14 protein-coding genes are annotated in these 26,587 nt (G+C 39.5%); 9 read left to right on the forward strand and 5 right to left on the reverse strand.

The features are described from left to right. The first annotated feature begins 4 nt into the window (after positions 1 to 4). Positions 5 to 1,675: a formate--tetrahydrofolate ligase gene (locus K0B81_01600; protein MBW6515295.1), complete on the forward strand. Its 1,671-nt coding sequence runs from the start codon at positions 5 to 7 to the stop codon at positions 1,673 to 1,675. A 96-nt stretch (positions 1,676 to 1,771) separates the two neighbouring features. On the opposite strand, the gene K0B81_01605 is transcribed toward K0B81_01600, so the two are convergent. Next, positions 1,772 to 7,213, reverse strand: coding sequence for a carboxypeptidase regulatory-like domain-containing protein (locus tag K0B81_01605; GenBank protein MBW6515296.1), 5,442 nt, complete (start codon positions 7,211 to 7,213; stop codon positions 1,772 to 1,774). Between the two features lie 391 nt (positions 7,214 to 7,604). Further along, a complete protein-coding gene (locus K0B81_01610; GenBank protein MBW6515297.1) occupies positions 7,605 to 12,881 on the reverse strand; it encodes a carboxypeptidase regulatory-like domain-containing protein in 5,277 nt (1,758 codons plus the stop codon). A 468-nt stretch (positions 12,882 to 13,349) separates the two neighbouring features. Here K0B81_01610 and smpB point away from each other — a divergent pair, with 468 nt between their 5' ends. Then, entirely contained in the window at positions 13,350 to 13,793 is a 444-nt protein-coding gene (gene smpB, locus K0B81_01615; GenBank protein MBW6515298.1) for an SsrA-binding protein SmpB, read from the forward strand. A gap of 62 nt (positions 13,794 to 13,855) precedes the next feature. Here the strand turns inward: smpB and tpx are convergent, their stop codons facing one another. The 3 genes from tpx to K0B81_01630 form a co-directional block, all read right to left on the reverse strand. After that, positions 13,856 to 14,356 (reverse strand): thiol peroxidase, encoded by a 501-nt coding sequence (gene tpx / locus K0B81_01620; GenBank protein ID MBW6515299.1) that lies wholly within the window; start codon positions 14,354 to 14,356, stop codon positions 13,856 to 13,858. A 188-nt stretch (positions 14,357 to 14,544) separates the two neighbouring features. Then, positions 14,545 to 15,018, reverse strand: a complete 474-nt coding sequence (locus K0B81_01625; GenBank protein ID MBW6515300.1) for a methylated-DNA--[protein]-cysteine S-methyltransferase — start codon at positions 15,016 to 15,018, stop codon at positions 14,545 to 14,547. A gap of 68 nt (positions 15,019 to 15,086) precedes the next feature. Further along, on the reverse strand, positions 15,087 to 17,927 hold the full coding sequence (locus K0B81_01630; protein ID MBW6515301.1) for a T9SS type A sorting domain-containing protein: 2,841 nt from the start codon (positions 17,925 to 17,927) through the stop codon (positions 15,087 to 15,089). 380 nt (positions 17,928 to 18,307) lie between these two features. On the opposite strand from K0B81_01630, the gene lpxB reads away from it, so the two are divergent. Genes lpxB through K0B81_01665 form a run of 7 tightly spaced genes read left to right on the forward strand, consistent with a single transcriptional unit; the run spans position 18,308 to position 26,586 of the window. Then, complete coding sequence (lpxB, locus tag K0B81_01635; GenBank protein ID MBW6515302.1) at positions 18,308 to 19,453, forward strand: lipid-A-disaccharide synthase; 1,146 nt, start codon at positions 18,308 to 18,310, stop codon at positions 19,451 to 19,453. Further along, positions 19,454 to 20,086 carry a lysophospholipid acyltransferase family protein gene (locus K0B81_01640; protein ID MBW6515303.1) on the forward strand — a complete coding sequence of 211 codons (633 nt, stop codon included), beginning with the start codon at positions 19,454 to 19,456 and terminating at the stop codon, positions 20,084 to 20,086. It abuts the gene before it with no gap. Positions 20,087 to 20,098: 12 nt separating this feature from the next. Beyond that, positions 20,099 to 21,295: a pyridoxal phosphate-dependent aminotransferase gene (locus tag K0B81_01645; GenBank protein MBW6515304.1), complete on the forward strand. Its 1,197-nt coding sequence runs from the start codon at positions 20,099 to 20,101 to the stop codon at positions 21,293 to 21,295. 32 nt (positions 21,296 to 21,327) lie between these two features. Next, complete coding sequence (locus K0B81_01650; GenBank protein MBW6515305.1) at positions 21,328 to 22,113, forward strand: sugar phosphate isomerase/epimerase; 786 nt, start codon at positions 21,328 to 21,330, stop codon at positions 22,111 to 22,113. A 27-nt stretch (positions 22,114 to 22,140) separates the two neighbouring features. Then, on the forward strand, positions 22,141 to 24,153 hold the full coding sequence (gene ligA, locus K0B81_01655) for an NAD-dependent DNA ligase LigA (protein MBW6515306.1): 2,013 nt from the start codon (positions 22,141 to 22,143) through the stop codon (positions 24,151 to 24,153). Between the two features lie 28 nt (positions 24,154 to 24,181). After that, positions 24,182 to 25,492 (forward strand): LptF/LptG family permease, encoded by a 1,311-nt coding sequence (locus K0B81_01660; GenBank protein MBW6515307.1) that lies wholly within the window; start codon positions 24,182 to 24,184, stop codon positions 25,490 to 25,492. A 5-nt stretch (positions 25,493 to 25,497) separates the two neighbouring features. Further along, a complete protein-coding gene (locus K0B81_01665; GenBank protein ID MBW6515308.1) occupies positions 25,498 to 26,586 on the forward strand; it encodes an LptF/LptG family permease in 1,089 nt (362 codons plus the stop codon). Position 26,587: the final 1 nt, after the last annotated feature.

Genomic DNA, 26,587 nt, shown 5'->3' on the forward strand with positions numbered 1-26,587 from the left:
TTACATGCTCAGTGATATAGAAATAGCTCAAAAGACTAAACTAAAAGGAATAACAGATATTGGAAAAACGATTGGTTTAAAACCCGAAGAACTTGAACTTTACGGGAGCAGTAAGGCAAAATTAACTTATAAAGCCCTAAAAAGAATCGAAAAGTTGCCTTATGGTAAACTTATACTTGTTTCTGCCATTACTCCCACTCCTGCCGGTGAAGGGAAAACAACAACTTCTATCGGGCTCTCTATGGCACTAAACAAGATTGGTAACAAATGTATAGTTGCTATTCGTGAACCATCACTCGGACCGACTTTAGGAGTCAAAGGTGGTGCAGCCGGTGGCGGATATTCTCAAGTCCTACCTATGGAAGACATCAATCTTCATTTTACCGGTGATATGCATGCTATAACAGCAGCTCATAATACACTCGCCGCCTTGGTTGATAATCATATTTATTCCGGTAATAAATTGAACATAGACCCTGTAAAAGTGGTCTGGCGAAGAGTATTAGACGTTAATGACCGATCCTTACGTCGTGTTATTATAGGGTTAGGTGGGAAAGGACAAGGAATACCAAGAGAAGAAGGATTTGATATTACTTCAGCTTCCGAATTCATGGCTATCCTCTGCCTATCCAATAACCTTGATGAGTTAAAAGAAAAAATTGGTGACATCATAGTAGCTTATACTTTTGATGATCAACCAGTTTCAGTGAGCATGTTAGGTGTACAAGGAAGTTTAGCAGCACTTTTAAAAGATGCCTTACGCCCAAATTTAGTGCAAACTACTGAGAATACACCTGCCTTTGTACATGGTGGTCCATTTGCCAACATAGCACAAGGTGCTAATAGTATTATTGCTACCAAAACTGCTCTTCGATTGGCTGATTATGTCGTCACTGAAGCTGGGTTTGGTTTTGATTTAGGTGCTGAGAAATTCTTTGATATTGTTTGCCGCTATGGTCAATTCTGTACTTCCGCTGTTGTTTTAGTTGCAACAGTTAGAGCTTTAAAAATGCATGGAGATGCAAAACTAAAGGATTTGGCATATCCCGACCCTGAAGCAGTAAAAAAAGGTCTGGTAAACTTAGAGAAACACATAGAAAATATTAACAAGTTTGGCATGAAGTCAGTAGTTGCACTCAATCGCTTTTCTACCGACACAGAAAAAGAGATAAAAATTATTACAGACTTTTGCCGAAAAAAGAACACTGCTATCGAGATAGTAGATTATTTCCAAAAAGGAAGTGCCGGTGGTCTTAATCTGGCTGAAAAAGTCGTTGGCTTAATTGATAAAGAAAAGTGTGAATTGAATCCGCTCTATGATTGGAATTCTCCGGTAGAAGAAAAGATCTATAAGATCGCAACTGAAATTTACGGTGCAGTAAATATTGACTTCACTTCTTATGCTCGCAAAGAGTTAAAAAAAATATACAAACATGGCTTTGATAAGCTTCCTGTTTGTATTGCTAAGACTCAAAAATCTCTTTCTGATAATCCAGAACTATTAGGAAGACCTAAAGACTTCTTAGTTACTGTTAGGGAGATTTTGGTAGCAGCAGGTGCAGGATTCTTGATCCCTATAACAGGAGAAATCATGAGAATGCCGGGCTTACCAAAGAAACCGAACGCGGAGATCATCGATATAGATAACGATGGCAATATCAAAGGGTTGTCATAATCAATAGAGACATTAGTTATTATAATTAATTAACTGTCTATAGAATAAAAAAAGGGGAGCAAGTTTGCTCCCCTTTACATTTATAGTGGTTATACTTTATTTCATGAGGATCATTTTCTTGGTTGAGTTATATGATCCTGACTTCATTCTATAGAAGAAGATACCGCTACCGGCTTCTCTTCCCTGATCATTACGTCCATTCCAGACTACTGTATGATAGCCCGCTTCCATATCTCCATTTACCAGTGTTCGAACTCGTTGACCCTTGACATTGTAGATCTCGATCGTTACATGAGAGAACTCTTTCAAGCTGAAACTAATATTAGTATCAGGATTGAATGGATTCGGATAGTTGCCTCGAAGCTCAGTAACTAACGGAACTAAGATATTATCATCATCAGTGCCGACAAAAGATATCTCTTCGGTCTCGACTGCCTCAGCTTCTCCTGATGTATATTGAGCTATTACTCCATAGACATAGGTTCCGGTCGGAACGTTAAGATCCGTGTAAGTTAACTCTTGCAGACCTTCTACTAGTACTACATCGTTACGCATTACCTTATAACCGGTAAAGGCACGATTAGGTTCAATGTCTCTTTGAATTGAGCTTGTTCGTGTTGTTTGGCTGGTTCCTTTAGATTCACTGATCAGATCGGTTGCTCGGAATGTCATATCGCCTACACTGATATCATCTACATACCAGATATACCAGAGACCATCATTAGTCGGTCCATCTACTGCCTGCCATGCCAACATGATCTCCTGTCCGGCATAACTTGCCAAAGATACACTCATTGGAGTATTGTAATAATTCCAACCTCCGGTCATAGCTGATAGGTCTTGCAGCACAGTCCAATTACTACCGCCATCTGTTGATACTTTCACATAGTAATGGTCGGCATAGGTTGATCCTAAGTAACCTACAGTCCAGTATACAAGCTCTGCATTCGGAGGACATACAAACTCAGGGGTCTTTAACCATTCATCCTGATGATTGTAACTCCACCAGAGACCACAATGATACTGTCCAATTGGACTATAATCTGCTGATGAGTAGTTATTCACTGTCCAGTAACCCGGGGTAGGACCACTGGCATCGGTATTGACTCCCGTTATTGCCCAACCAGCAGGTAATTGACCTGTCTCGAAACCGTTCTCCCAATATTCACCAAAGGTATGACCCGGTTCGTACCAGTTCAAGGTGATATTGTTGTTATCAAAGATATCATAAGTCAGTTCGACTACTGGCAGTAACAACTCTATCAGTTCGATATCATACATGAACGTATCGTCTAAGATAGGCACACCAAAGGCCTCATAATGCTCGAAGCCTGCTAAATGTGCTTCTATCGTATAAGTTCCACGCCAGACATTAGGAAATACTACTATACCACTTGCCGGTGATGACATGGTATATACATGGTTCGGATCACCATCATCATTGATTAAGGTAACTAGCGTTCCCGTAACAGGATCTCCTGAGTTGGTTGTCAAGTTAATGGTTACCAGTGAGGTCATGCTGTGTTCCAAGGTATTGGAAAACGCAGGTGCTGACAGAACATTATTGGTGTAGATCGCCTTGATCGCATATTGGTATACACCGGCATCCAAGGTTGACCACTCTGTATCAGTATAAGTTGTATCGGTTGGTGATGTTATCGTTCCTATCTCGGACCAGAGGTTTTCATTACCCTGATCCTGAGCTAAGAAACGATATGCTAAATATCCCTCTAATGCTCTGGTCTCACGGTTAATTTGTGCTTGAGCTTCATATCCGATAGCTCGTTCTCTGCTCTTATAAACAGGACCATCTACCTTGATACCTCTGGGACTGCTACTACCGGTTGATAAACCGATCACTTCTCTACTAGGTCTGGAATCCATTGCTCTCGTATCTCTACTTACGGCTACTTCTTCTGCTGTACGGGTTAACTCACCATAATCATAACCTATCGCCCTGAGCAGATAGCTTACAAAGAAAGAGAAATTCTCGATCGGATCCCAAACATTTCCTGTATAATCTCCAGTGAAGAACTGGGTATTAGGAACAAATGCCCAAGGGTCTCCTAATCCATCATCTGTTGCTAAACCCAAGAATCCGGCGTAACTGAGACCAACCAAGAAACCATTAGGTGCATCGATAGGATCCGGTAATTCAAATACATTCCATTGCATATCAACATTGGGAACATTCATCTGGGAGAAGAGTATATCGTTACCATTGGGCATACCTGCTGCATTCAAACCAAAGATGAACAGATTGATCGCATTGTGAGGACCACCCTCGCTGGTGGTCATCCAGGTTACTTCATGGATCTGGGCATCTCTTCTATGGACAGCTCCCAGTACGGTATTATTGGTTCCACCGGTGCTCCCTAACTGAGCTACCTGTACTCCGTCATCATATCGGAACTCAGTTAATACACCGCTACCCGGTGTGTTCCAGATCAGATCTACATTGTTCTCTGCTGTAAGTTCTGCTATTACGTTAGATACAGGGAAGGGGATTTCTGTAACCATAACATCAAGTACTGTTACATCTTGTATTGGAATATTTGATTGAGTATAAGTAGCATAACCGGTTAAGGTTACTTCCAGATCATAATTACCCTGCAATACATTATTGAATTGAGCTACAGCAGGAAATGATCCAACTGCTACTTGGGTATAGACAGGACTATTACCGTCAGGATCCTGATCAAGGCAGAAAAGTGTAACTTCAGCTCCTTCAGCACTAGTGCCATCATTAGTAGTAATATTAACGGTCACATTGGTTGTTAAATCTTTACCTACCCAGTTGGAGATAGCTGCTGCAGAAACAACATCATTAGTATGTACTGACTTCACACCATACCGATAATATCCACCATCAACAGTAGCCCAACCATTATCGGTATATGTGGTATCAGTAACTGTCGCTAATTCTACCCAGTTATCTTCATTATCCGTATCTTCATTGAGGAAACGGTAAATCCTAAATCCCTCAAGGACTCTATTAGAATCTCTGAAATTTCGAGAAGATAATTGTCCAATACTATCAATAAAGCTCTGGTCAATATTATCTGCTCTTCTTCCTTGAGGTTCTGAACCGATATATACATCATCTATATACCAACCGGCATAATTTACAACAGTAGTTGCGTAGTGTTCAAAGACAATTTCAACTTCAGATAAACCATCAAAAGCTGAAAGATCTATCACTACCTCTTGCCATTGAGTATTTGTGTAATCCCATGCCGGTCCCCAAACAATCTGACCATTTACTCTTACCTGACCATAATCAAAATTACCGAAAGAATCGTTCCAGCTCCAGAAGATCATAGTAGCATCGGTGAAAGTAGTAAAGTCAAATGTCTGAGACAGATAACTAAAACCACCGGAATTAGTGTGATTGGTAAAAATCACAGTTCCCCATAATCCTGTACCTGAATAAGCAAACGGTGGTGGTGTTGCGGTATCTGAACCGGAATTATACCAGTTATTAACATCATAATTGTTTGCCCATTCCCAGTCACCTACAGGATGCCAATCTGCTGTAGCTTCCCAGCCACCATCATCATTTTCGAAATCTGAGAAGTAGTAATCAATAGCTAAAGGTGAACTCCAGATCAAATCAACATAGGTATCATCAGGACTCTGAGTAGCAACAACATTGTAAGGTGGATAAGCGATCTCATCAACAATGATAACACCAACATCCAGATCCACTTCACCCACTGTAACCTGACCTGTATAGGGAGCATAACCCTCTACCATTACACTGATATTGTAGGTTTGATTAGTATATACCCCGGGTATAGAAAACATCCCATTAGCGCCGGTTGTTGTGCTATAGTTTTCGTAACCGGTAAGATTTACTAGACCACCTACCAATCCTACGGTCGGTTGATCACTCCCAACTACCTGACCTGATACTGTAACGTTATCAAGCTGTACTAAATAGAAGGAGATGGTTGTAGTCTCGTCTTCTTCAACTAAAACGTCTTCTAATATCAGATCATTATAGCCAAAGATAGATGCTTTAACATCATAAGTCCCTTCCGGTACATAAGGGAATACAAAATAACCATTATTATTGGTTACAGCGTTATAGTTGGTGCCGATTACCTCTACAGCAGCCCCTGCTAAAGGATCATTTGTGTCGCTGTTATAAACATATCCGTCTAAAACACCCATACCGGCTGTAACAAAATACAAAGTTGTATTAGGAACTCGATTTGTCAGAGTACCAGTAGTGGGTGGATTGTCAGGAAAGTATTCCGTAGCATCAGCTTGCACATTCCTTGATCTATTGGCAAATGCTGTCACGGAATAAAAGAAATGATTCGTAGATTGATAATATTGAGTATCCATTGGTCTATTGGCTAATATTACCAGATTCGAACCACTATAAGCATAAGGATTCTGTAAAGCAATATTAATCGTATTCTGACCAATAGGAAAATCAATTGTACCGTCAAATACTAATTGCAGCTGGGTAGCTGGTATCCAACCAGCAGATAGGTTATCAAGATCTGTCTCTCCTACCCAGATCTTTACTGGCATGTTCGGTAAATCTTGGGTAAAATTGCTATAATATGTGATCCCCGTTAACAAGCCACCAATATTGAGCTCCGAAGCCATGTAGATAGTCTGAGACATACTGTTTCTATAGAAAAAGTTGAGAGGTAAAGTGTTAGCTGTTGTTGTATCTGTTCCTATATTAACCGCTGCCGTGCCGGATGGTTGTACTGCCACATTCAAGTTCGGTGTAATATTGTTACCGGGAACTTCATCATCAGTTAACACTACCTCACCGTACAGATAAGTTGCTCCCGCCACATCAGGCGTCCAGGTAAAGACATAGTCAATAACTTGGCCTTGTTCTATTGTGGTACCGGCAGTAGAACCAAGTTCAATTCCACCCTCTTGCATCAACTTAACAGTATAATCGGACTGAGTATTCATACCTGCATTACGAACTGCAATAGTATAATCAACCGGAATACCAACCGTCGCACTATTAGGACCTGTTAAGCTCAATGCCTGTAGGTCGTTATCAAAAGATCCTTCAATAGCTAAATGATAAATCCTCCACCAGTTGATATTCCAGGTACTTGTCCCCCAGGAACGGAAACGTAGTTGAACGTCCTGATTTTGGAACGGTACTAATGACAATGTTAACAGTTGACCTCCATCAGCACCCCAATCAGTTCCACTGTGAGTCCATAGAACTGTTGGTGTCCCGTCAACAAGCACTGCTATCTCGAATGCCTCATCTACATAAGAATAGTAATTAACCCATTGCGTAACATGCAGATCACCCGCATTATCCGGGATCGTTATTACTGGGGAAGTAGCCGAAAAATTATAGTTCTCGGTTGTGGGTGACCAGTAAAACTGAAGATAACCGGATGTTATGGACCAATGAGATTCTAAAGTCCAAGTACCCGGATCCACAGCAAAATCTTCTTCCCAAACAAAGGTCTGACCGTAAATGAAAGTAGTCATCACTAAGATCGAAAAGACTAATAACAGCTTAAAATGATTTGTTTTCATAAATTTTTCCTCATAATTTTGTTTTGTTGGTTATCTGACTAACATTTGATAATCGATATTAAGTACATATACTTCATATCCCTAAGATGATAAAAAATTCTTCACAGCAAATTTGATAATCGAAGTTATCATTCACTATTTAATCAATTTTAAGGTATTATCCATGATAAATGTTCCTCATCTCCACCGTAGATACTATAAATTTCCCATATTCAAATTGATAGGATAGTATCTAAGAACTATATCTTTTTAGTCAACCTTTTTTATCGGAGAATTTGTTAGGGCGATTTTTAAAACAAGAATGTTCAATGATAAAGCAAAAGGGACGCATAGCTTATATGCGTCCCTTTTGTAGAATTATTTACTCCGATTAATATCGGAACTCAAGTGTTTATTTCATGAGGATCATTTTCTTGGTTGAGTTATATGATCCTGACTTCATTCTATAGAAGAAGATACCGCTACCGGCTTCTCTTCCCTGATCATTACGTCCATTCCAGACTACTGTATGATAGCCCGCTTCCATATCTCCATTTACCAGTGTTCGAACTCGTTGACCCTTGACATTGTAGATCTCGATCGTTACATGAGAGAACTCTTTCAAGCTGAAACTAATATTAGTATCAGGATTGAATGGATTCGGATAGTTGCCTCGAAGCTCAGTAACTAACGGAACTAAGATATTATCATCATCAGTGCCGACAAAAGATATCTCTTCGGTCTCGACTGCCTCAGCTTCTCCTGATGTATATTGAGCTATTACTCCATAGACATAGGTTCCGGTCGGAACGTTAAGATCCGTGTAAGTTAACTCTTGCAGACCTTCTACTAGTACTACATCGTTACGCATTACCTTATAACCGGTAAAGGCACGATTAGGTTCAATGTCTCTTTGAATTGAGCTTGTTCGTGTTGTTTGGCTGGTTCCTTTAGATTCACTGATCAGATCGGTTGCTCGGAATGTCATATCGCCTACACTGATATCATCTACATACCAGATATACCAGAGACCATCATTAGTCGGTCCATCTACTGCCTGCCATGCCAACATGATCTCCTGTCCGGCATAACTTGCCAAAGATACACTCATTGGAGTATTGTAATAATTCCAACCTCCGGTCATAGCTGATAGGTCTTGCAGCACAGTCCAATTACTACCGCCATCTGTTGATACTTTCACATAGTAATGGTCGGCATAGGTTGATCCTAAGTAACCTACAGTCCAGTATACAAGCTCTGCATTCGGAGGACATACAAACTCAGGGGTCTTTAACCATTCATCCTGATGATTGTAACTCCACCAGAGACCACAATGATACTGTCCAATTGGACTATAATCTGCTGATGAGTAGTTATTCACTGTCCAGTAACCCGGGGTAGGACCACTGGCATCGGTATTGACTCCCGTTATTGCCCAACCAGCAGGTAATTGACCTGTCTCGAAACCGTTCTCCCAATATTCACCAAAGGTATGACCCGGTTCGTACCAGTTCAAGGTGATATTGTTGTTATCAAAGATATCATAAGTCAGTTCGACTACTGGCAGTAACAACTCTATCAGTTCGATATCATACATGAACGTATCGTCTAAGATAGGCACACCAAAGGCCTCATAATGCTCGAAGCCTGCTAAATGTGCTTCTATCGTATAAGTTCCACGCCAGACATTAGGAAATACTACTATACCACTTGCCGGTGATGACATGGTATATACATGGTTCGGATCACCATCATCATTGATTAAGGTAACTAGCGTTCCCGTAACAGGATCTCCTGAGTTGGTTGTCAAGTTAATGGTTACCAGTGAGGTCATGCTGTGTTCCAAGGTATTGGAAAACGCAGGTGCTGACAGAACATTATTGGTGTAGATCGCCTTGATCGCATATTGGTATACACCGGCATCCAAGGTTGACCACTCTGTATCAGTATAAGTTGTATCGGTTGGTGATGTTATCGTTCCTATCTCGGACCAGAGGTTTTCATTACCCTGATCCTGAGCTAAGAAACGATATGCTAAATATCCCTCTAATGCTCTGGTCTCACGGTTAATTTGTGCTTGAGCTTCATATCCGATAGCTCGTTCTCTGCTCTTATAAACAGGACCATCTACCTTGATACCTCTGGGACTGCTACTACCGGTTGATAAACCGATCACTTCTCTACTAGGTCTGGAATCCATTGCTCTCGTATCTCTACTTACGGCTACTTCTTCTGCTGTACGGGTTAACTCACCATAATCATAACCTATCGCCCTGAGCAGATAGCTTACAAAGAAAGAGAAATTCTCGATCGGATCCCAAACATTTCCTGTATAATCTCCAGTGAAGAACTGGGTATTAGGAACAAATGCCCAAGGGTCTCCTAATCCATCATCTGTTGCTAAACCCAAGAATCCGGCGTAACTGAGACCAACCAAGAAACCATTAGGTGCATCGATAGGATCCGGTAATTCAAATACATTCCATTGCATATCAACATTGGGAACATTCATCTGGGAGAAGAGTATATCGTTACCATTGGGCATACCTGCTGCATTCAAACCAAAGATGAACAGATTGATCGCATTGTGAGGACCACCCTCGCTGGTGGTCATCCAGGTTACTTCATGGATCTGGGCATCTCTTCTATGGACAGCTCCCAGTACGGTATTATTGGTTCCACCGGTGCTCCCTAACTGAGCTACCTGTACTCCGTCATCATATCGGAACTCAGTTAATACACCGCTACCCGGTGTGTTCCAGATCAGATCTACATTGTTCTCTGCTGTAAGTTCTGCTATTACGTTAGATACAGGAAAAGCAATCTCTTCCAAAACTATTGTTGGAACTACTAAATCGGTATTTCCGACAACTATTTCTCCGTTATAAGTTTGATAACCCGGATAAGCTACTGTAATTGAGTATGTATGATCAGCATAAACTCCGGGGATAGTAAAATCACCAGTAGCATCTGTTTCTACTTCATAATTATCGTAACCTTGAAGACTAACGGTAGCACCGTCAAGTCCTATACCAGGAGCATCACTGCCAACTACATCACCGGAGACAGTTACTTGTGGTAAGCTGACTAAATTAAATGTTACATCTGTGGTCTCACCTTCAATGATCGTGACAGTTTCTACTCCATCATAATAACCAAATTTTGTAGCGGTTATATCGTGAGTTCCTACCGGAACATAACCAAAGAAGAAATGTCCCTGAGAGCTGGTGGTCTGAGTCATTGTATAACCTTCGATATGAATAACAGCCCCCTGAATAGGATCATTTGTTACACTATCATAAACATACCCCTCTAACGATCCCATATCACTAACAGTAAATGTTAATCTGGTATTGGGAACATTGGAAATAAGTGTACCACCGGTTAAGTTATATGGATCATATACAATACTATCTGATAGCAGATATCTTGTTCTGTTGGGATATTGAGGAGTAGCAGTATAGTAGAATTGATCAAGCGAACTATAATATTGATCATCCATCGGTCTATGGTAAGTTATCGCAATATTTCCGGAACCATAGAAAAATGGTGTTTGTAACTGAATACTAATCTCATTCTGCCCTGAGGGGAAATTTACTAATCCATCAAAGACAAGTGTTTGCTGGTCAACCGGAGCCCATCCACCGGAAAGATCATTTAAAGTTGTTTCTCCTATCCAAATCGCTACCGGCATATTTGGTAAGTTTGTTGAGAAAGTATTGAAGAATGTTACATGTGTGATCAGTCCGCCGACATAGATCTCATTATCATAATATATTGTCTGGCTAACACTGTTGCGATAGTAGAAATTCCAAGGGATATAATACCCGGAGGTAGTTCCTGTACCGATCTGTACGTTAGCGGTACCTTCTGGATAAACTGTTACATTAATTGGTTGGGTATTATCGTTAACAGGATTCTCATCACCGGTTAAGACAACACGACCCCAAATATCAAAAACTCCATCTGTCGTTGGCGTCCAATTAAGATCAAAAGTAGCAGATTCATACTGATTCAACGGAGTTGTGGCAGTATATGTTGCTACTTCAACATTATCTGTTATAATTAACTTAACTTGATAGTTATCCTGCAGTTCAGTACCCATGTTACGGACAGTTACTGAATATGTGGATGGAGTACCTACAGTAGCTCCTATCGGACCGGTAATATTGGTCGCTGCCATATCATCTTCATATATAGTACCGGGTTGAAAAGCCATCTGGATTTGTGGTTTATAATCAACGGTAGCTGTAGTAGTGGCATCTCCTTGATCAGATGAATCACTGCGGACATAACGCATTCCAACCGGAGATGAGAAAATCCTCTGCTGACCTGAAGAACTCCAGTTAGCAACCATATCAAATGTTGTATCGATCAAGATGTTATCTACCCCGTTCCAATCAAAGGGAGTAGTAAAGGGAAGCAGGTTCCATTCATTAACAACTGGCATATAGGAAGCATTCTGATAAACCAGTTCAAAAGGTCCGGCGTCATGAGCACCGGCATTAGTGGCTGTAGTATGCTTGACTCTGATCCTGAAATTCGGTAATGCCAGATTCGGCAGACCGGTGACATAATAAGCGATCGATAAAAGATCATTGGCACCAAAAATCCCTGCTGCATTAAGTTCAGCAACTGTATAGACAGTTTGTGTTCTTAAACTGCGATAGAAAATATTAACTGGTGCAGCTTCAGAAGTTCCATTTGTTGTTTCTCCAGTTCCTATTGTGGCGACAAGAATTCCCGAAGGCATGACAACTACATTGAGATTTGGTGTGGTATTATTTCCCGGATTTTCATCGTCCGGTATTACAACTTCACCATATAAATAGGTTGCACCTTCGACATCAGGTGTCCAGCTCAAAGTATACTCAGCAGTTTCACCTTGAGCTAAACTTTCTGTTCCGACCATTGTATCAAGTTCAATTCCACCCTCTTGCATCAATTTTACAGTATAGTTATTCTGTACAACCTGGCCAACATTAAGCACAGTTATTGTGTATTGAGCTGTTGTACCAACAGATGGTGAAGTCGGTCCGATAATACTCGTTGCTGCCATATCGGTTTGAATAAAAGTTCCGCCTTCAAAAACCATCCTGATCTGAGGTTTGTAATTTTCAGTTGTTGTTGTTGCAACATCAGTTTGATCTGCTAAGTCCGAACGAACATATCGCATCCCATTAGCTGCATCATAAATTCTTTGCTGTCCGGTTGAACTATAATTATCAAGCAAGCTAAAAGCTGTGTCGATCAGAATATTATCTGTTCCGTTCCAATCGAAATCGGTTGTAAATACGAGCATGTACCAATCTCCAGCAACAGGCATCAAAGAAGGATTGGTATAAACGGTTGTGAAGGGCCCATTATCGTGCGCAGAGGCATCGGTAGCTGTAGTATGTTTAACACGAAGAATAAAATTGGGTAATGCATACAACGGTACGTCAGTTACATAATAACCGATCTGCTGCAAGGTTGCCGGTCCGCCAAAACCGATTGCATTCAGTTCCATTGCAGTATAGACTGTTTGAGTTCTCAAACTCTTATACCAGATATTGAATGGGGCAGCTCCTGTTGTAGTATTCGTTTCCGTTCCCTCACCCAGATCAATAGTAATCGTCTGAGCACTCAGCATTACTGCCATACCGACTATTAACATAATAAATAGCGGTTTAATTAGATTTTGTTTCATAAATCTCTCCTTGTTTAGTTTTCACTGGTTAATTTATTTATCATATTCAAGGTCAACATCTTACAGTTAAAGCTGGAGTCACAACAAGTATCCCAACTTTTCTCTACAAAAGCAACCTTAAAAGTTTGTATTACGAAGTTCAACGTTATATCCTCTTACATAACTGTCTGAAACCAATATGTTCAAAGATTCTCTACTCCACTTACCTGTACCAATTAAAAAATTGATACCAGGGCAGAGAACATGATTTCCTTTAAATATCTTATATTCCATTGAAAAACATGTTCAATATTAACTAATAATTCTGTCAAACTTTTTTATCCCATTACAGCATAAAATATCAATATTCGGGCTGATAGACCCTTGCAAATCATTGTTTCATATATCCTGTGTGGATAATTAATTCGATTGACAATAACCTATAATCTAGATAGTAAGGTATTCAAATATCATCAAAGGATTGAGCGAATGAGATTGTTTACTAATAGAGCAGCCAAACATAATTATTTCTTTTTGAATGAATTTGAAGCCGGTATTGTTCTGGTTGGTACTGAGATCAAATCGATTCGGGCAGGCAAGATAAATTTCAAAGACAGCTTTGCCAGAGTAGAGAAAGGAGAAGTCTGGCTCTATAATCTCCATATCAGTCCTTATGAAAAAGGGAACATTTTTAATCACGACCCGGAGAGAAAAAGAAAATTGCTGCTTAATAAAAGCGAGATCAGACGACTGAGTAAAAAAACAGAAGAACAGGGACTCACTCTGATACCTAAGGATATTTTCATTAATGAAAAGGGACTCTGCAAGGTGACAATAGTTTTAGCAAAAGGTAAGAAGCAATACGATAAACGGGAAGATATCCAGAAACGTGATCTGGAAAGAGAGATCGACAGAAGAAAAAAGGTTGAATAAAAAAGACGGTAACACAATGTTTACCGTCTCTTTAGTTATTATTACATCTTACTCAGTTCTAATTATTTGAAAACAGCTAACACCTTCTCATAGTCAGGTTCATTACCTATTTCCGGTACTAATTGAGTATAGATTATTTTTCCTTCTTTATCAATGCCAATTACTGCTCTACTGAGTAAACCCTTCATTGGACCTGAAGTAATTAATAATCCATACTCTTTACCAAAATCCGGAGCTCTAAAGGCAGAAAGAGGAATGATGTTATTTAATCCCTCTGCTGCACAATGGCGCTGTAGTGCAAAAGGAAGATCATGGGAAATTCCTAATACTACAGTATCTGGTAGTTTATCAGCTGCTTCGTTAAATTTTCTTACCGACATAGCACAGACAGATGTATCAATACTGGGGAAAATGTTGAGGATCAAGTTTTTTCCCTTGAAATCATCTATTGTAACCTCGGAGAGGTCTGATTTAACCAATCGGAAATATGGTGCCTTGGATTCCCTATCCGGTAAGTCACCATAAAGCTGTACCGGATTCCCTTTCAAAGTTACTGTTGCCATAACAACCTCCAAACTCTTTTTTCTTATAAAATCTAATCAATTCTGGTACTATGGCAATTATTTTTGAGTTAAAAGACACCTGAGTTTTTGAATCGGGAGAAAAGAGTTTATTTATGATTGTTTTTGAAGGGCAATTCGTGAATTGCCCCTACAAAGAGTTCTACATGTTTATCTAATCTTGTGTTTTTTTACTTTGTAAATCTATATTCGTGATCGAGTAGTTTTTGTTTCAGATCATCACCGGCAGAGAAACCGCCAAAGGAACCATCTTTCCTCAACACTCTATGGCAGGGAATAATGATCAAAAAGGGATTTTTGCCACAAGCATTCCCTACAGCTCTGACTGCCTGCTCCTTGCTTATTTTTTTTGCGATCTCACTATATGATGCGGTCTTGGCATAAGGAATCTGACTTAATGCCTGCCAGACACCTTTTTGGAAAGATGTATGTCCTTCAAAGCTAAGTTTTAAATGGAAATACTTCCTCTTACCGGAAAAATACTCTTTTAACTGGTTGATAGTCTCGGTAATGATCTCATTTAATTCTTGTTTCTTTGGTTTCCCGGTACCAAGGAATGAGATTGAAAGTAAATCTGTTTCAGAAGAGATTATCCCTAACAAACCAATTGGAGAGTCATAATGATATCTGTATTGTTTCTTCATACATCAATGAATATGAACAGACGGCAGAGTTGAAACTACCGTCTGTTCTCTACTCACCCTCCCTCCGTCTAATTAAGTAGCAAAAATTTTCGCACTAAATTACTGTTGTTAGTCACCATCTCATAAAAATAAATACCTTGAGCAACAGATCTGTTCTTACTGTCTCTTCCATCCCATTGCAGAGTATAATTACCCCGAGAAAAGTTTTCCTTAATGAGATTTTTCACTAACTGTCCTTTGATATTGTAAATGTTTATCTTCACAAGAGAATCTTGAGGTAGATTGAAATTGATGTTAACTGCTTGACTTCGGTTGCCTATATTGCGATAAACAGGGTTTGGGTAGTGATACAATTCAGGGTAAGGTATTAAATCTACGGTGTCAACTGACTGATATTCCAAAATCCCGTTAGCCAGATAGAGCTCACCGACTCCAGGAGCTATTGCTTCCTCTTCCAAGCCAATATGCAGAGTAAGGAAGATCTGGTTATCTTGAGCAATAAGACCCAGAGGACTTTTTGAGTTTTCGAAATCACTCCCTGGATGTCTTACAATACCGTGCTGCCAAATATATTGATCCAACAGATCTCCAGTAGGATTATAGACATTGAATTGAATTATCTCCTCATTTATTGAAGCAGCCCAGAATACATTCCCAACATCCGTTGCAATGCCTTGCTCCCAGTTAGGCAGTATTCGTTCATCGATTGTAAACAGTTCGTAACTCCCTGGATCAAATCTTTGCAGCTTATCTTGAGACAAAATAAAGATCCCTTCGGCACTATAAACCAGATCAATAATACTGTCGTTGGTAATGTCGAGTCCAAATTCCTGAAAGTTACTACCGGTTTCATCAGAAAGCAGCAAATTGTTACTCATCAAGATAGCCACTCTATTGTTATGGGCGTCAATCAACAAGTTATCCTTAAAGCGGATTAAATCCTCAGATAGAACGGGACTAAAATCCTCTGAGCCCTCTTCCTGCCTCCAATAATGAAAAGCAAAATTAGCTGCACCATCTAAAATACTACTACTCGGAACATCGAGTGGTCTTAGATACTCCAAGCGGGAATCATGAAAATAGTTTTTATCATAACCGCTTGCCCCACCGGGTGGAGTTAATCCATTAGAGTGATGTCCAAAAAAGTGATTATCTATATCCCAGATACCGGTATCGTAATCTGCATTCCCGCTACGACGGACATAACCACATCTTCTGGAGGCAAAACCACCGAAAAGATTGATAGACCCCCTTAAGTATGTAACACTGGGTGCTCCATGAGGATTGGGGATAGGTATAGAATATGGTGCTCCTGGACTAAAGATAGGACCGGGTTCAGGCCAAAGCGGATTATACCAAGGATAATCCAAACCGGGAGGCCAAGGATCTAAAGATGAAGTAGGATATCTTCGCAGGTGCAGATCAATCTGGGTATAAAAATCGCCTTGAAACATTTGATCGGGGGTAGATCCTTTGGGAAATTGATACTGGAAAGAAAAGATCCCATCTTTATAATGAACCCCTGCAGGTGTAGTCTCTCCCTGACCATCACCGAGAGCAAAGAGATAACCATAGATGTTCACACTGTTGCAGTTAGGTTTGTATCTCATGCCATCGGTAGGATCACGGTATCCATACTGGATCAGAATAGATTTCTCAGAAACGAGAGCTAACATGTCAGTCTCATTGACCGGATATTCACCATCTAAACCACCATCAGGGGGTTGACCAACGATAGTGTTTTGATAAGTAAGATCATCTTTAATATAGATATTATGCGAACTGCCCCATGTCTGTAAACCTGCAACATTACCGGAAATCCACAATTCAAAAGGAACCCAATAAGAAGTATCATTAGACAGAGTTCCGCTCATTACAACCCATGTTGTATCATGTCTGGCGATATAATTGACCCCTATTTGATTACCTATAGGACCATAAGGAGGATATTGATCGTAAATAATAAACTCTTCCGGTGGATGAATTTCTTCAATATGACCGATCCGTGCATTATATAATAAACCATTGATATTAACAAAGGCAATTTTGTTATCAGACTGAGATTCTCCAAATAACCTAACTCCGTTTCGCCTGATCAAATCTGCTCCTCCAGGTAGATCAAAATGTTGATAGTTTTCGATCAAACCACCGCGGAATACCTGTTCTATCGGATAAGCACCTCCACCAAAAACCCTTATTTCGCCGACAGTCGTTACCAGTCCATAGAAGGTTGGCCAACCGTTATTATCTCCCCCTCCGATCTGTCTGATCCAGATGTCAGTATTACTATGAACTCTGCCATGAATTACATCCTGCCCATAAAACCTGACATTCCCCTCTACATCATCTAATGAGCTATATTTATCGAAGAATAAATGATAATCAATGATATCTAACTCATGTTCGAAACCATTTTTAAAGAGGAGATGAAGATTGTCGTCATCGTTGACAACAGCGGCTGTTGTGTAAACACTCTGATAGATCGATTCAGTAGAGACAATAATTCCTTCGGGACTTATTTCCGTCTTCATTAAATGATAAATCTCATCATCGATGTTATAAAGTGGATAGAAAATGAGAACTCTCCCGTCGGACATCAATTCCAATACCGGATCTCCAAAGATCACCCCCCAGTGATCCATCATTTCCGCAATTTCCAGAACCGAGAACTCATTGAATGGTTCGCTTGATTTAGTATATACTATTTGGGGGGAGTAGTCATTACCTGGACCATATGTCCGATAAGTTAGATGAACGGTATCTCCTGCCTGTCTTAGTCCTTTCTGCCCGGCAGATAAGATCCACTCATATTCCTGATTGATCTTGATCGGCTCCCCCATTTGAGCACATAGAAGTGTAAACATTGTGAACATCAAAACAAGAAACGCTATGATTACTCTCTCTCTCATTTTTACCTCCGATAAATGTCGAATTCTATCGATAGATTAAAGGTTTCAATGATCTCTTTCTGCAGAAAACTTATTCTTTCAAGAAAAACTAATAGAGATTATCATTCTATTTGCAAACTTTAGTGCAATTTCTGTTCCATCCATATTGATACTTTGCTTATTTCACCTAGATTGAAAACTCGGAAAATCAAAGAGGATGTAATCATTGATCATCCCTTGTATTATTGTCTTTTACTATTAGTCACTCTACGAGTCGGCTAGGTCCGACTCGTAGGGTGACTAATGGTAAGAGAATGGTATCTCTTTGAAGAAGGCAGTAATAATAAGATTTTCTTTACAAATAATTCAATACTGAATTGATAGTAAATTTGAGGAAAAATATGAGTGAGCCAAAAAAGACAATCTTCTGGGTAGCTGGAGAAAATTCGGGTGATTTGCATTCCTCGATGGTATTGAAAGCGTTAAAGGAACAAGGTGTTGATTATCGTCATATAGGGATTGGTGGTCACCGTATGCAGGCGGAAGGTTTCACTCCATTATTCCCCTTTCGCAAGTTTTCTTTAATGGGTTTTTGGGAGGTATTAAAAAGTTTGCCTTTCATCTGGCGAGTGGAAAAAGAGACCAAGAAATACTTTCAGAATATCAAGCCCGATTTGGTAGTCCTGGTAGATTATCCGGGGCTTAATCTCAGATTAGCCAAGATGGCTTATGAACTCGATATTCCGGTCCTATACTTTATTTGTCCGCAATTTTGGGCATGGCGGCACGGTAGAGTAAAAAAATTGTATGAATATACTAATTTTGTTGCTTCCATTCTCCCTTTTGAAAAGGAGTTGCTCGATTTACATCGGGTAACTTCCGAATATGTAGGTCATCCAATAGCTGAAGAGATAAAGGTAGAGGTGGATCGAGAACAATTTGCCCGTACATTTGGTTTGAATCCGGAGAAGCAATGGCTCGGATTTATGCCTGGCAGTAGAGACACTGAGATCAAGAAGATACTCCCCGTTTTTATGGAAGCGATCAGGAAATTCTCCGATGAAGATTACGAGTTCCTTCTCTCAAAATCTCATACTGTCAGCAACGAGCTTTTTATGAGTTTCATACCCGTAGAAATGGTTAAAAATATCTTTATTATTGACGGCTATATGTATGAGATGATGAAATACTCACATTTTATGGCAGTAACATCGGGAACAGCTACTTTAGAAACGGCATTTATCGGTACTCCGTTCATAATCGTCTATAAAACGAGTAAAATATCCTATACAATAGCTAAGGAATTGGTCAGGATCAAACGCATCGGTTTACCGAATATCATCTTAGAGGATGATGTCATACCGGAACTCATTCAGGACGATGTCAACGGTGATAAGATATACAGCAACATAAAAGATTATCTTTCTAATCAGAGTGAATACAATAAGATTAAAACCGAACTGGCAAAAATAAAGGACCTACTCAGTGAGAAATCTGCATCAAAAGAGGTTGCTTCAATAATCGAGAGGATGGTAGAGAAGGAATAGATGTTAACAAAGCTGCTCTTTTTTCTGGAAAAGCATCTTGTGTGTTGGATGATTCTTCTTCTCGGGAAAACGTTGATTTATCGAGAACAGACACCACGACCGGCAACCCCCTGTATTTACGTTTTCTGGCATCGCAATATCATCCCTCTGATGTATCTCTACAGAAAGCAAAATGTTGCTATTATCGTGTCTCAATCGAAAGAGGGTGAGATCATTGCCGGACCAACCGAGTTACTTGGTTATAAAGTAGTTCGGGGATCTTCCACAAGAAGAGGTACGGAGGCATTGCTTCAGTTCCTGAAAATAGCCGGTGAACATAGCTTAGCTGTAACACCTGACGGACCGTTAGGTCCTCGTGAAGTTTTAAAGAAAAGTATATTATTTATGGCTTATCATACCAACTTGCCGTTAATCCCTATGGCTGTTGATATTGACCGGGAATGGCTCTTCCCGACTTGGGATCTCTTTCGGGTACCAAAACCAAAGAGCATTATCAGCGTCTCTTGTGGAGAACCGGTGTTTATCAACACCAAAGAGGAAATAGAGAGCAAAATGACAGAATTCCAATTTGAAATGGACAGATTACAGTATGTAAATAGAGATTATCGGAATAGAGAAATACAAGAAAGATAGAGGAGAATAATAATGAAATTATCACAACGAGCTTATGATGTACAGGCATCACCGATCCGTAAACTGATGCCTTATGCTAATTCAGCCAAACAAAAGGGGATCAAGGTCTATCATCTCAATATCGGACAACCTGACATTGAGACCCCACAAGTAATGATGGATGCTTACCATCGCTTCAGTGAAAAGGTTTTAGGGTATGGACCTTCGCAAGGTTTAGATGAATACCGTCAGGGGCTTGCCGGTTATTATCAAAAATGCGGACTGAAGGTTGAAGCGGATGACATAATCGTCACCGTAGCGGGTTCGGAAGCTATTGTTTTTGCCTTTTATGTTACCTGTAACGAAGGTGATGAGATCATTATACCGGAACCTTTATACACCAACTATAATGGCTTTGCCACAATGGCAGGCATCAAGATCGTTCCTTTAACTACCTTTGCCGAAAATGGTTTTGCTTTGCCAACTAAAGAAGAGATCGCAAAATTGATAACTCCGAGAACGAGAGCCATAATGCTCTGTAATCCCGGTAATCCTACAGGAACGGTCTATACTAAGGAGGAATTACAGAGAGTAGTAGAATTAGCCAAGGAGCATAATCTCTTTGTCATTTCTGATGAGGTTTATCGTGAGTTTGTATATGATGGTTTGCATCATACCAGCATTTTGGAATTTACCGATATATCTGACCGGACGATGATAGTTGACAGTGTCTCTAAAAGATATAGTGCCTGTGGTGCACGAGTAGGATGTATCGTATCGAAGAACAGAGATCTGATGGCTGCTGTACTGAAATTTGCTCAAGCACGGCTCTGCCCCCCCACTATTGATCAATATGCCTCAAATGCCTGTTTAGAGCTTGGTGATGATTATTTTACAGGAATAATCAAGGAGTATACTAAACGTCGTGATCTGGTTTATGCTGAATTGCAAAAAAATCCTGAGATAGTATGTACTAAGCCGGGTGGAGCTTTTTATATTTTCCCCAAACTACCTGTTATGGATGCTGAGAAATTCATCATCTGGCTGTTAAGTGAATTCGAAATAGACGGAGAGACGGTAATGGCAGCTCCGGCTGAAGGATTCTATGCCACACCTGAACGTGGTAAAGATGAATTGAGAATAGCTTATGTGCTTAATACTGATGCCCTGCTCAAAGCAATGAATATCTTGCTGACAGGTCTGGAAAGATACCGCAAGATAGAAGAATAAAAAAAAGTTAGTTTTTCAAGGATAAGTAAGAAATGAATGAGAGATTTTACGGCAAAATAGACCTTAATGAAGAGATTCATCAAAATCTAACATTATTAAAAGAGCTGGAGCTAAATCTGGAATTGTGCATTACCGACTCATCTTATCTTTATGAAAAATATCAACCATTTGCAAGAACATTAGCGCATACTATTTCCGAACTGAATCTTAGAACAATATTCCATCTACCCTTTTATGGATTACAGCTTGGTTGCAAGGATACCTACATTCGAAAACTATCTTATGAAATTATCATACAGGGATTGAAACGCTGTTCTGAGCTAAATATGAAAAGGGCAGTAATGCATGTTGCAACCCCTTCTTATATACCAGCAATAGGTTTGGAAAAATGGTTACAGAGCTTTTATCAAAATCTGGAGAAAATACTCGGATACTGTGAAGAAAAAGATATTACACTTTTGTTAGAGAATACTTTTGAACCGGATCCGGAGATCTTTGCAACCATTTTCCAGCGTTTTCCATCGGATAAGTTATCAATATGTCTTGATATAGCACATATTTATTGTTATTCTGAAGCTAATTTCCTTGATTGGTGGAGTTCTCTCAGTCAAAAAATACAACATATTCATCTGAGTGATAATAACGGTGAAGAGGATAGTCATCTTGCTCTGGGAGAGGGTATTATTGATTTTCAGGAAGTGTTCGAGCACAGTTTTACTCTACCTGTTACTTACACATTAGAGACCGAAAAATCCTGTTTTAGAAAGTCAATCCATTATTTAAAGAGTTTGATAACCCCCCAAGAGAAAATTTCATGAAGAATGATTGAGTAACAGGTTAGATAAGTGACAACAGAAGAAAAAAGAATCGAGAAGGAAATAAAAAGATTAAGAAAATTGATCGAAAAACATAATCAGCTCTATTATCTATTCACAGAGCCGGAGATAAGCGATTATGAATATGATCAACTCCTGAAGAAACTGACTGAACTGGAAGAGAGGTATCCCCAGTTCAAAAGCAAAGAATCACCAACTGCCAAGGTGGGTGATGATATCAGACTGATAGCAAAAGTCATTGAGCATAAAGTCAGAATGTTCAGTCTTGATAATGCCTATACTTTGGAAGAAGTAGAATCCTTTCTCAAAAGAGCTGCTAAAAATACAGATAATACTTTTCTGCCAGTGACCTTAGAGCTGAAAATTGATGGCTTCAGTATCAACCTTTATTATGAAAATGGTGATCTGCAATACGCAACAACACGGGGTGATGGTTTCAAAGGAGAAGAGGTCACCGAAAATGTTAAGATGATATCCTCTATACCACAAAAGATAGGCTATTATAAACCGATTGAAGTCAGAGGAGAAATTTATCTGCCAGTTTCCGAATTTCAAAGAATAAATCTTGAGAGGGAAAAAGTGGGAGGAAAAATCTTCGCCAATCCCCGCAATGCCGCAGCAGGAACTATTAAGGTCAAAAATAGTGAGTTAGTTGCAGAACGAAAACTCAATTCTCTGATCTATTCAGTAGGAATATTTAACAATAAAGATATCAAAACACAATGTGAATTGCTCGATTTTCTGAGAAACCTTGGTTTTAATGTTAGTCCTCATAACAAGCTGGCTATTAATTTTGCCGAAATAACTGAATACTGTCAATGCTGGGAAAAGAAACGTGCCGAGCTTGAATACGATATTGATGGTGTAGTGATCAAAATTAATGACCTTAGTATTCAACAAGAACTGGGCTTTACAGATAAAAACCCCCGTTGGGCTATCGCTTATAAATTCAAAGCAGAAGAAAAGAGTACCGAACTGCTGGATGTTCTCTATAGTGTCGGAAGAACAGGTGCAGTAACACCAACAGCTATTCTGAAACCTGTTTTCATTTCAGGTTCCACGGTCTCAAGGGCAACGTTGCATAATGAAGATGAGATCGCTCGTTTAGACCTGCATTATGGTGATACTGTGACACTGATCAAATCGGGTGAAATCATCCCCAAAATCCTCAGAGTTGAACGATCATTACGCAAACCGGATGCTTTACCTGTTAAATTCCCTTCTTCCTGTCCGGAATGCCATACCCCCTTAACTAAAGAACCGGAAGGGGTAATTCGCTATTGTAATAATATCAACTGTCCGGCACAAATACAAAGACGCATCGAACATTTCGTTTCTCGTAAAGCTATGGATATCGAGGGATTAGGTGAAGCATTAATAGCTAAGCTATTGGAGAATAATATTATAGGCAACCTGGAAGATATCTATCATATTGATTATCAAAAGGTTTTGGCTTTGGAAAACCAGGGTGAAAAGTCTGTTTATAACTTGAAACAAGCCATCGAAAAATCTATCGAACAACCATTCGACAGGATTCTCTTTGCTCTCGGTATCCGTTATGTGGGAGATAAAACAGCAAAGATCATTTCCGAACACTTTTCTGATCTTTCATCACTCAAACATGCCAGTATTGAGGATTTTTTGCAGGTTGAAGAGATTGGAGAAAAGATCGCTCAATCTTTATATGACTTCTGGCACAATGAAGAGAGTCTAAAAACCGTCGAAGCATTACAAAAAGCCGGCTTGAAGTTTCAAGCAAAGAAGAAAATAAAGAGTGATAAGCTAAATGGTAAAAGTTTTTTAATAACTGGGACACTTGCACGTTATACCAGAGATGAAGCAAATAAATTGATAGAGGAAAATGGAGGGAGAGTGATCTCAGCAGTTAGTAAAAAGTTAGACTATTTAGTTGTTGGTGAGAATCCCGGTTCCAAGATTCAGAAAGCTGAACAAATAGGAACTATTAAAATAATCAACGAAGATAAACTGTTAGAACTCCTTAAAAGCGGGTCAGATGAGTAATAACTTTCGCTAGAGGAAAGACAAGATAATGAAAATATTAGAGCGTTACATCCTAAGAGAGAATGTAAAACCCTTTATTATCGCCTCGATGGTCTTAACTTTTATTTTTCTGCTCGATAAATTGATCGACCTGCTCAATCTGATTATCGAAAAACGGCTCGATATTCCGGCAATTATTTCAGTATTTAGTCTCAGCTTACCCTTCATGTTAGCTCTCTCGATACCTATGGCTGTATTATTGGCAACAATAATGTCCTTCGGCAGATTATCGGTAGATAACGAGTTATCTGCCTTTAAATCTTGCGGGATCAATATTTATACTTTGATGCGTTCAACTGTTATAGCCGCCTTTTTTCTCTCACTTTTTATGATATATTTCAATCATCATATCCTACCAGAGACCAATCATAAACTAAAAAACCTGCTGATCAGATTACATTATCGTCGTCCTGTAACAAATATTACACCGGGTGTCTTTACTACTATTAAGAACTATACTATTTATACTTCTGAGATCAGAAATGATGAACTGATCGGAGTTACCATCTATAATAGACAGGGGACCGGTTTCCCTCAAACTATTACTGCTGAAAGAGGTTTGATAGAGCTGACGGACGGAGGTAATAATTTTAAAGCTACTCTTTTCAGTGGAGAAGTACATGAAAGAGATGCCCGTGACCCGGCACGTTATACTCTCCAAAAATTTGCCCGCTTGGTCATCCATTTACCAGATCTGGGATACCAGATGAATATTGACGATTCAGACTATCGAAGTGATCGGGAGATGAATACGTCAACGATGTTGCAGATCAATAGAGAGCGCAGGCAGGAGATCCTTGATACACAAGCCCAGATAGAACGGCTGCAGAATCGTAACGAGCTTCTTGAACCTGAAATTCATCTATCTCAGGTTAGAACTGAGGTTGAGCGAAACACTAATCTAATAGGTATATCACAGAACAAGATCGAGGATCTGGAACAGCGGGTACGAGAATTTCAAGTAGAGATCCATAAGAAGTATGCAATAGCTTTCGCTTGCTTGATCTTTGTCTTTTTAGGTGTGCCTATCGGAATGATGATCCGTAGTAGTGGTGTTGGAGTTGCTTTCTCCACCAGTGCTATAATTTTTATTATCTACTACATTTTTCTTGTAAGCGGTGAACAACTGGGTGATAAGGGGTATGTTGCTCCATGGATCGCTATGTGGGCACCAAATTTCTTCTTTGGTGCTGTTGGTATATATCTGGTGATCACTTCAACTAAAGACATGAAAACTATTAAGTGGGAAATCTGGAAAGAAAAGATCTCTGCCTTTAAGAGAAGATTTCTTAAGAGATAACAAAAATGCGAATTCTCGATAGATATATAATAACTCAGTTCTTGAAGACTTTCATCATCATAAGTTTATCCTTGGCATTTGTGTTTATTGTAGTGGATGTTTTTGACAGATTACCGAGATTACTTAGAACAACCAGTGAATTACATTTCCTTATTCAGTACTTTCTGCTTCGCATTCCTTACCTTTTTGTTATTACTTCACCAGTTACAGTACTTTTAGCCGGCCTCTTTTTAATGGACATGCTTTCCAAATACAATGAATCAATAGCTATTCGGGCTTCCGGAGTAAGCATTAACCGCTTAGTTACTCCCCTTTTCGTATTCGGAATAATCTACAGTATTTTTATTATGTTTTTTGGTGATCTTATACTACCAAAAGCAGAAGATCATCGAGAATACCTGTTTAGGGTGAAAATTCGCGGACAGGAACATGAAGATGTCCGGATGCGTTCCAATATTCAATATCGTGGAGAAGGTAATACTCTTTATAATATCGGGTTCTTTGATGGTTTCCGAAATACGCTGAGAATGATTGATATTACAACCATTAATCCGAAAACGTATGAAATAGAAAGAAAACTCACTGCTGTAACTGCAAGATGGCAAAATGATCAGTGGATCTTCGACGATTGTGTCATCCGTACTTTCCAAGATGGAAAGTTGTTATCAACCAAGCATTACAAGTCCATATCACTCGATGACATAAATGTCACTCCAACCGATTTTGTAAAGAGTGCAAAAAGTCCGATGTCAATGAATTACTTTGAGCTTAGTGATTATATCGCTCGGTTAAAGCGTGTAGGTGAGAATTATAATACCGAACTGGTTGATCTCTATACCAAAATATCCTTTCCTTTTGCTAATTTCATCATCATGCTCTTTTGTGTACCTCTTGCTACTGTATCTATGCGGAGTAGATATCGAGGCATGATCTTTATCATCGGGATAATTATCTGCTTTCTCTATCTTACTGTAGTCCGAATTAGTCAAAGTCTTGGATATAATGAAGTTTTACACCCAGCAACCGCAGCTTGGTTACCACACGCTGTCTTTTTCTTGACCGGTATTATGTTCGTTTCCAAAGCCGAAGTATAGA

The sequence above is a fragment of the Candidatus Cloacimonadota bacterium genome (assembly GCA_019429305.1).
In the GTDB taxonomy this organism is placed as follows: domain Bacteria; phylum Cloacimonadota; class Cloacimonadia; order Cloacimonadales; family JAJBBL01; genus JAHYIR01.

What these genes read in the sequence shown, in the direction of transcription:
- smpB (MBW6515298.1), top strand. Translation starts at nt 13,350, where the DNA reads ATGAGATTGTTTACTAATAGAGCAGCCAAACATAATTATTTCTTTTTG.
- K0B81_01630 (MBW6515301.1), bottom strand. Translation starts at nt 17,927, where the DNA reads ATGAGAGAGAGAGTAATCATAGCGTTTCTTGTTTTGATGTTCACAATG.
- tpx (MBW6515299.1), bottom strand. Translation starts at nt 14,356, where the DNA reads ATGGCAACAGTAACTTTGAAAGGGAATCCGGTACAGCTTTATGGTGAC.
- lpxB (MBW6515302.1), top strand. Translation starts at nt 18,308, where the DNA reads ATGAGTGAGCCAAAAAAGACAATCTTCTGGGTAGCTGGAGAAAATTCG.
- K0B81_01650 (MBW6515305.1), top strand. Translation starts at nt 21,328, where the DNA reads ATGAATGAGAGATTTTACGGCAAAATAGACCTTAATGAAGAGATTCAT.
- K0B81_01665 (MBW6515308.1), top strand. Translation starts at nt 25,498, where the DNA reads ATGCGAATTCTCGATAGATATATAATAACTCAGTTCTTGAAGACTTTC.
- K0B81_01625 (MBW6515300.1), bottom strand. Translation starts at nt 15,018, where the DNA reads ATGAAGAAACAATACAGATATCATTATGACTCTCCAATTGGTTTGTTA.
- K0B81_01660 (MBW6515307.1), top strand. Translation starts at nt 24,182, where the DNA reads ATGAAAATATTAGAGCGTTACATCCTAAGAGAGAATGTAAAACCCTTT.
- K0B81_01640 (MBW6515303.1), top strand. Translation starts at nt 19,454, where the DNA reads ATGTTAACAAAGCTGCTCTTTTTTCTGGAAAAGCATCTTGTGTGTTGG.
- K0B81_01600 (MBW6515295.1), top strand. Translation starts at nt 5, where the DNA reads ATGCTCAGTGATATAGAAATAGCTCAAAAGACTAAACTAAAAGGAATA.
- K0B81_01610 (MBW6515297.1), bottom strand. Translation starts at nt 12,881, where the DNA reads ATGAAACAAAATCTAATTAAACCGCTATTTATTATGTTAATAGTCGGT.
- K0B81_01645 (MBW6515304.1), top strand. Translation starts at nt 20,099, where the DNA reads ATGAAATTATCACAACGAGCTTATGATGTACAGGCATCACCGATCCGT.
- K0B81_01605 (MBW6515296.1), bottom strand. Translation starts at nt 7,213, where the DNA reads ATGAAAACAAATCATTTTAAGCTGTTATTAGTCTTTTCGATCTTAGTG.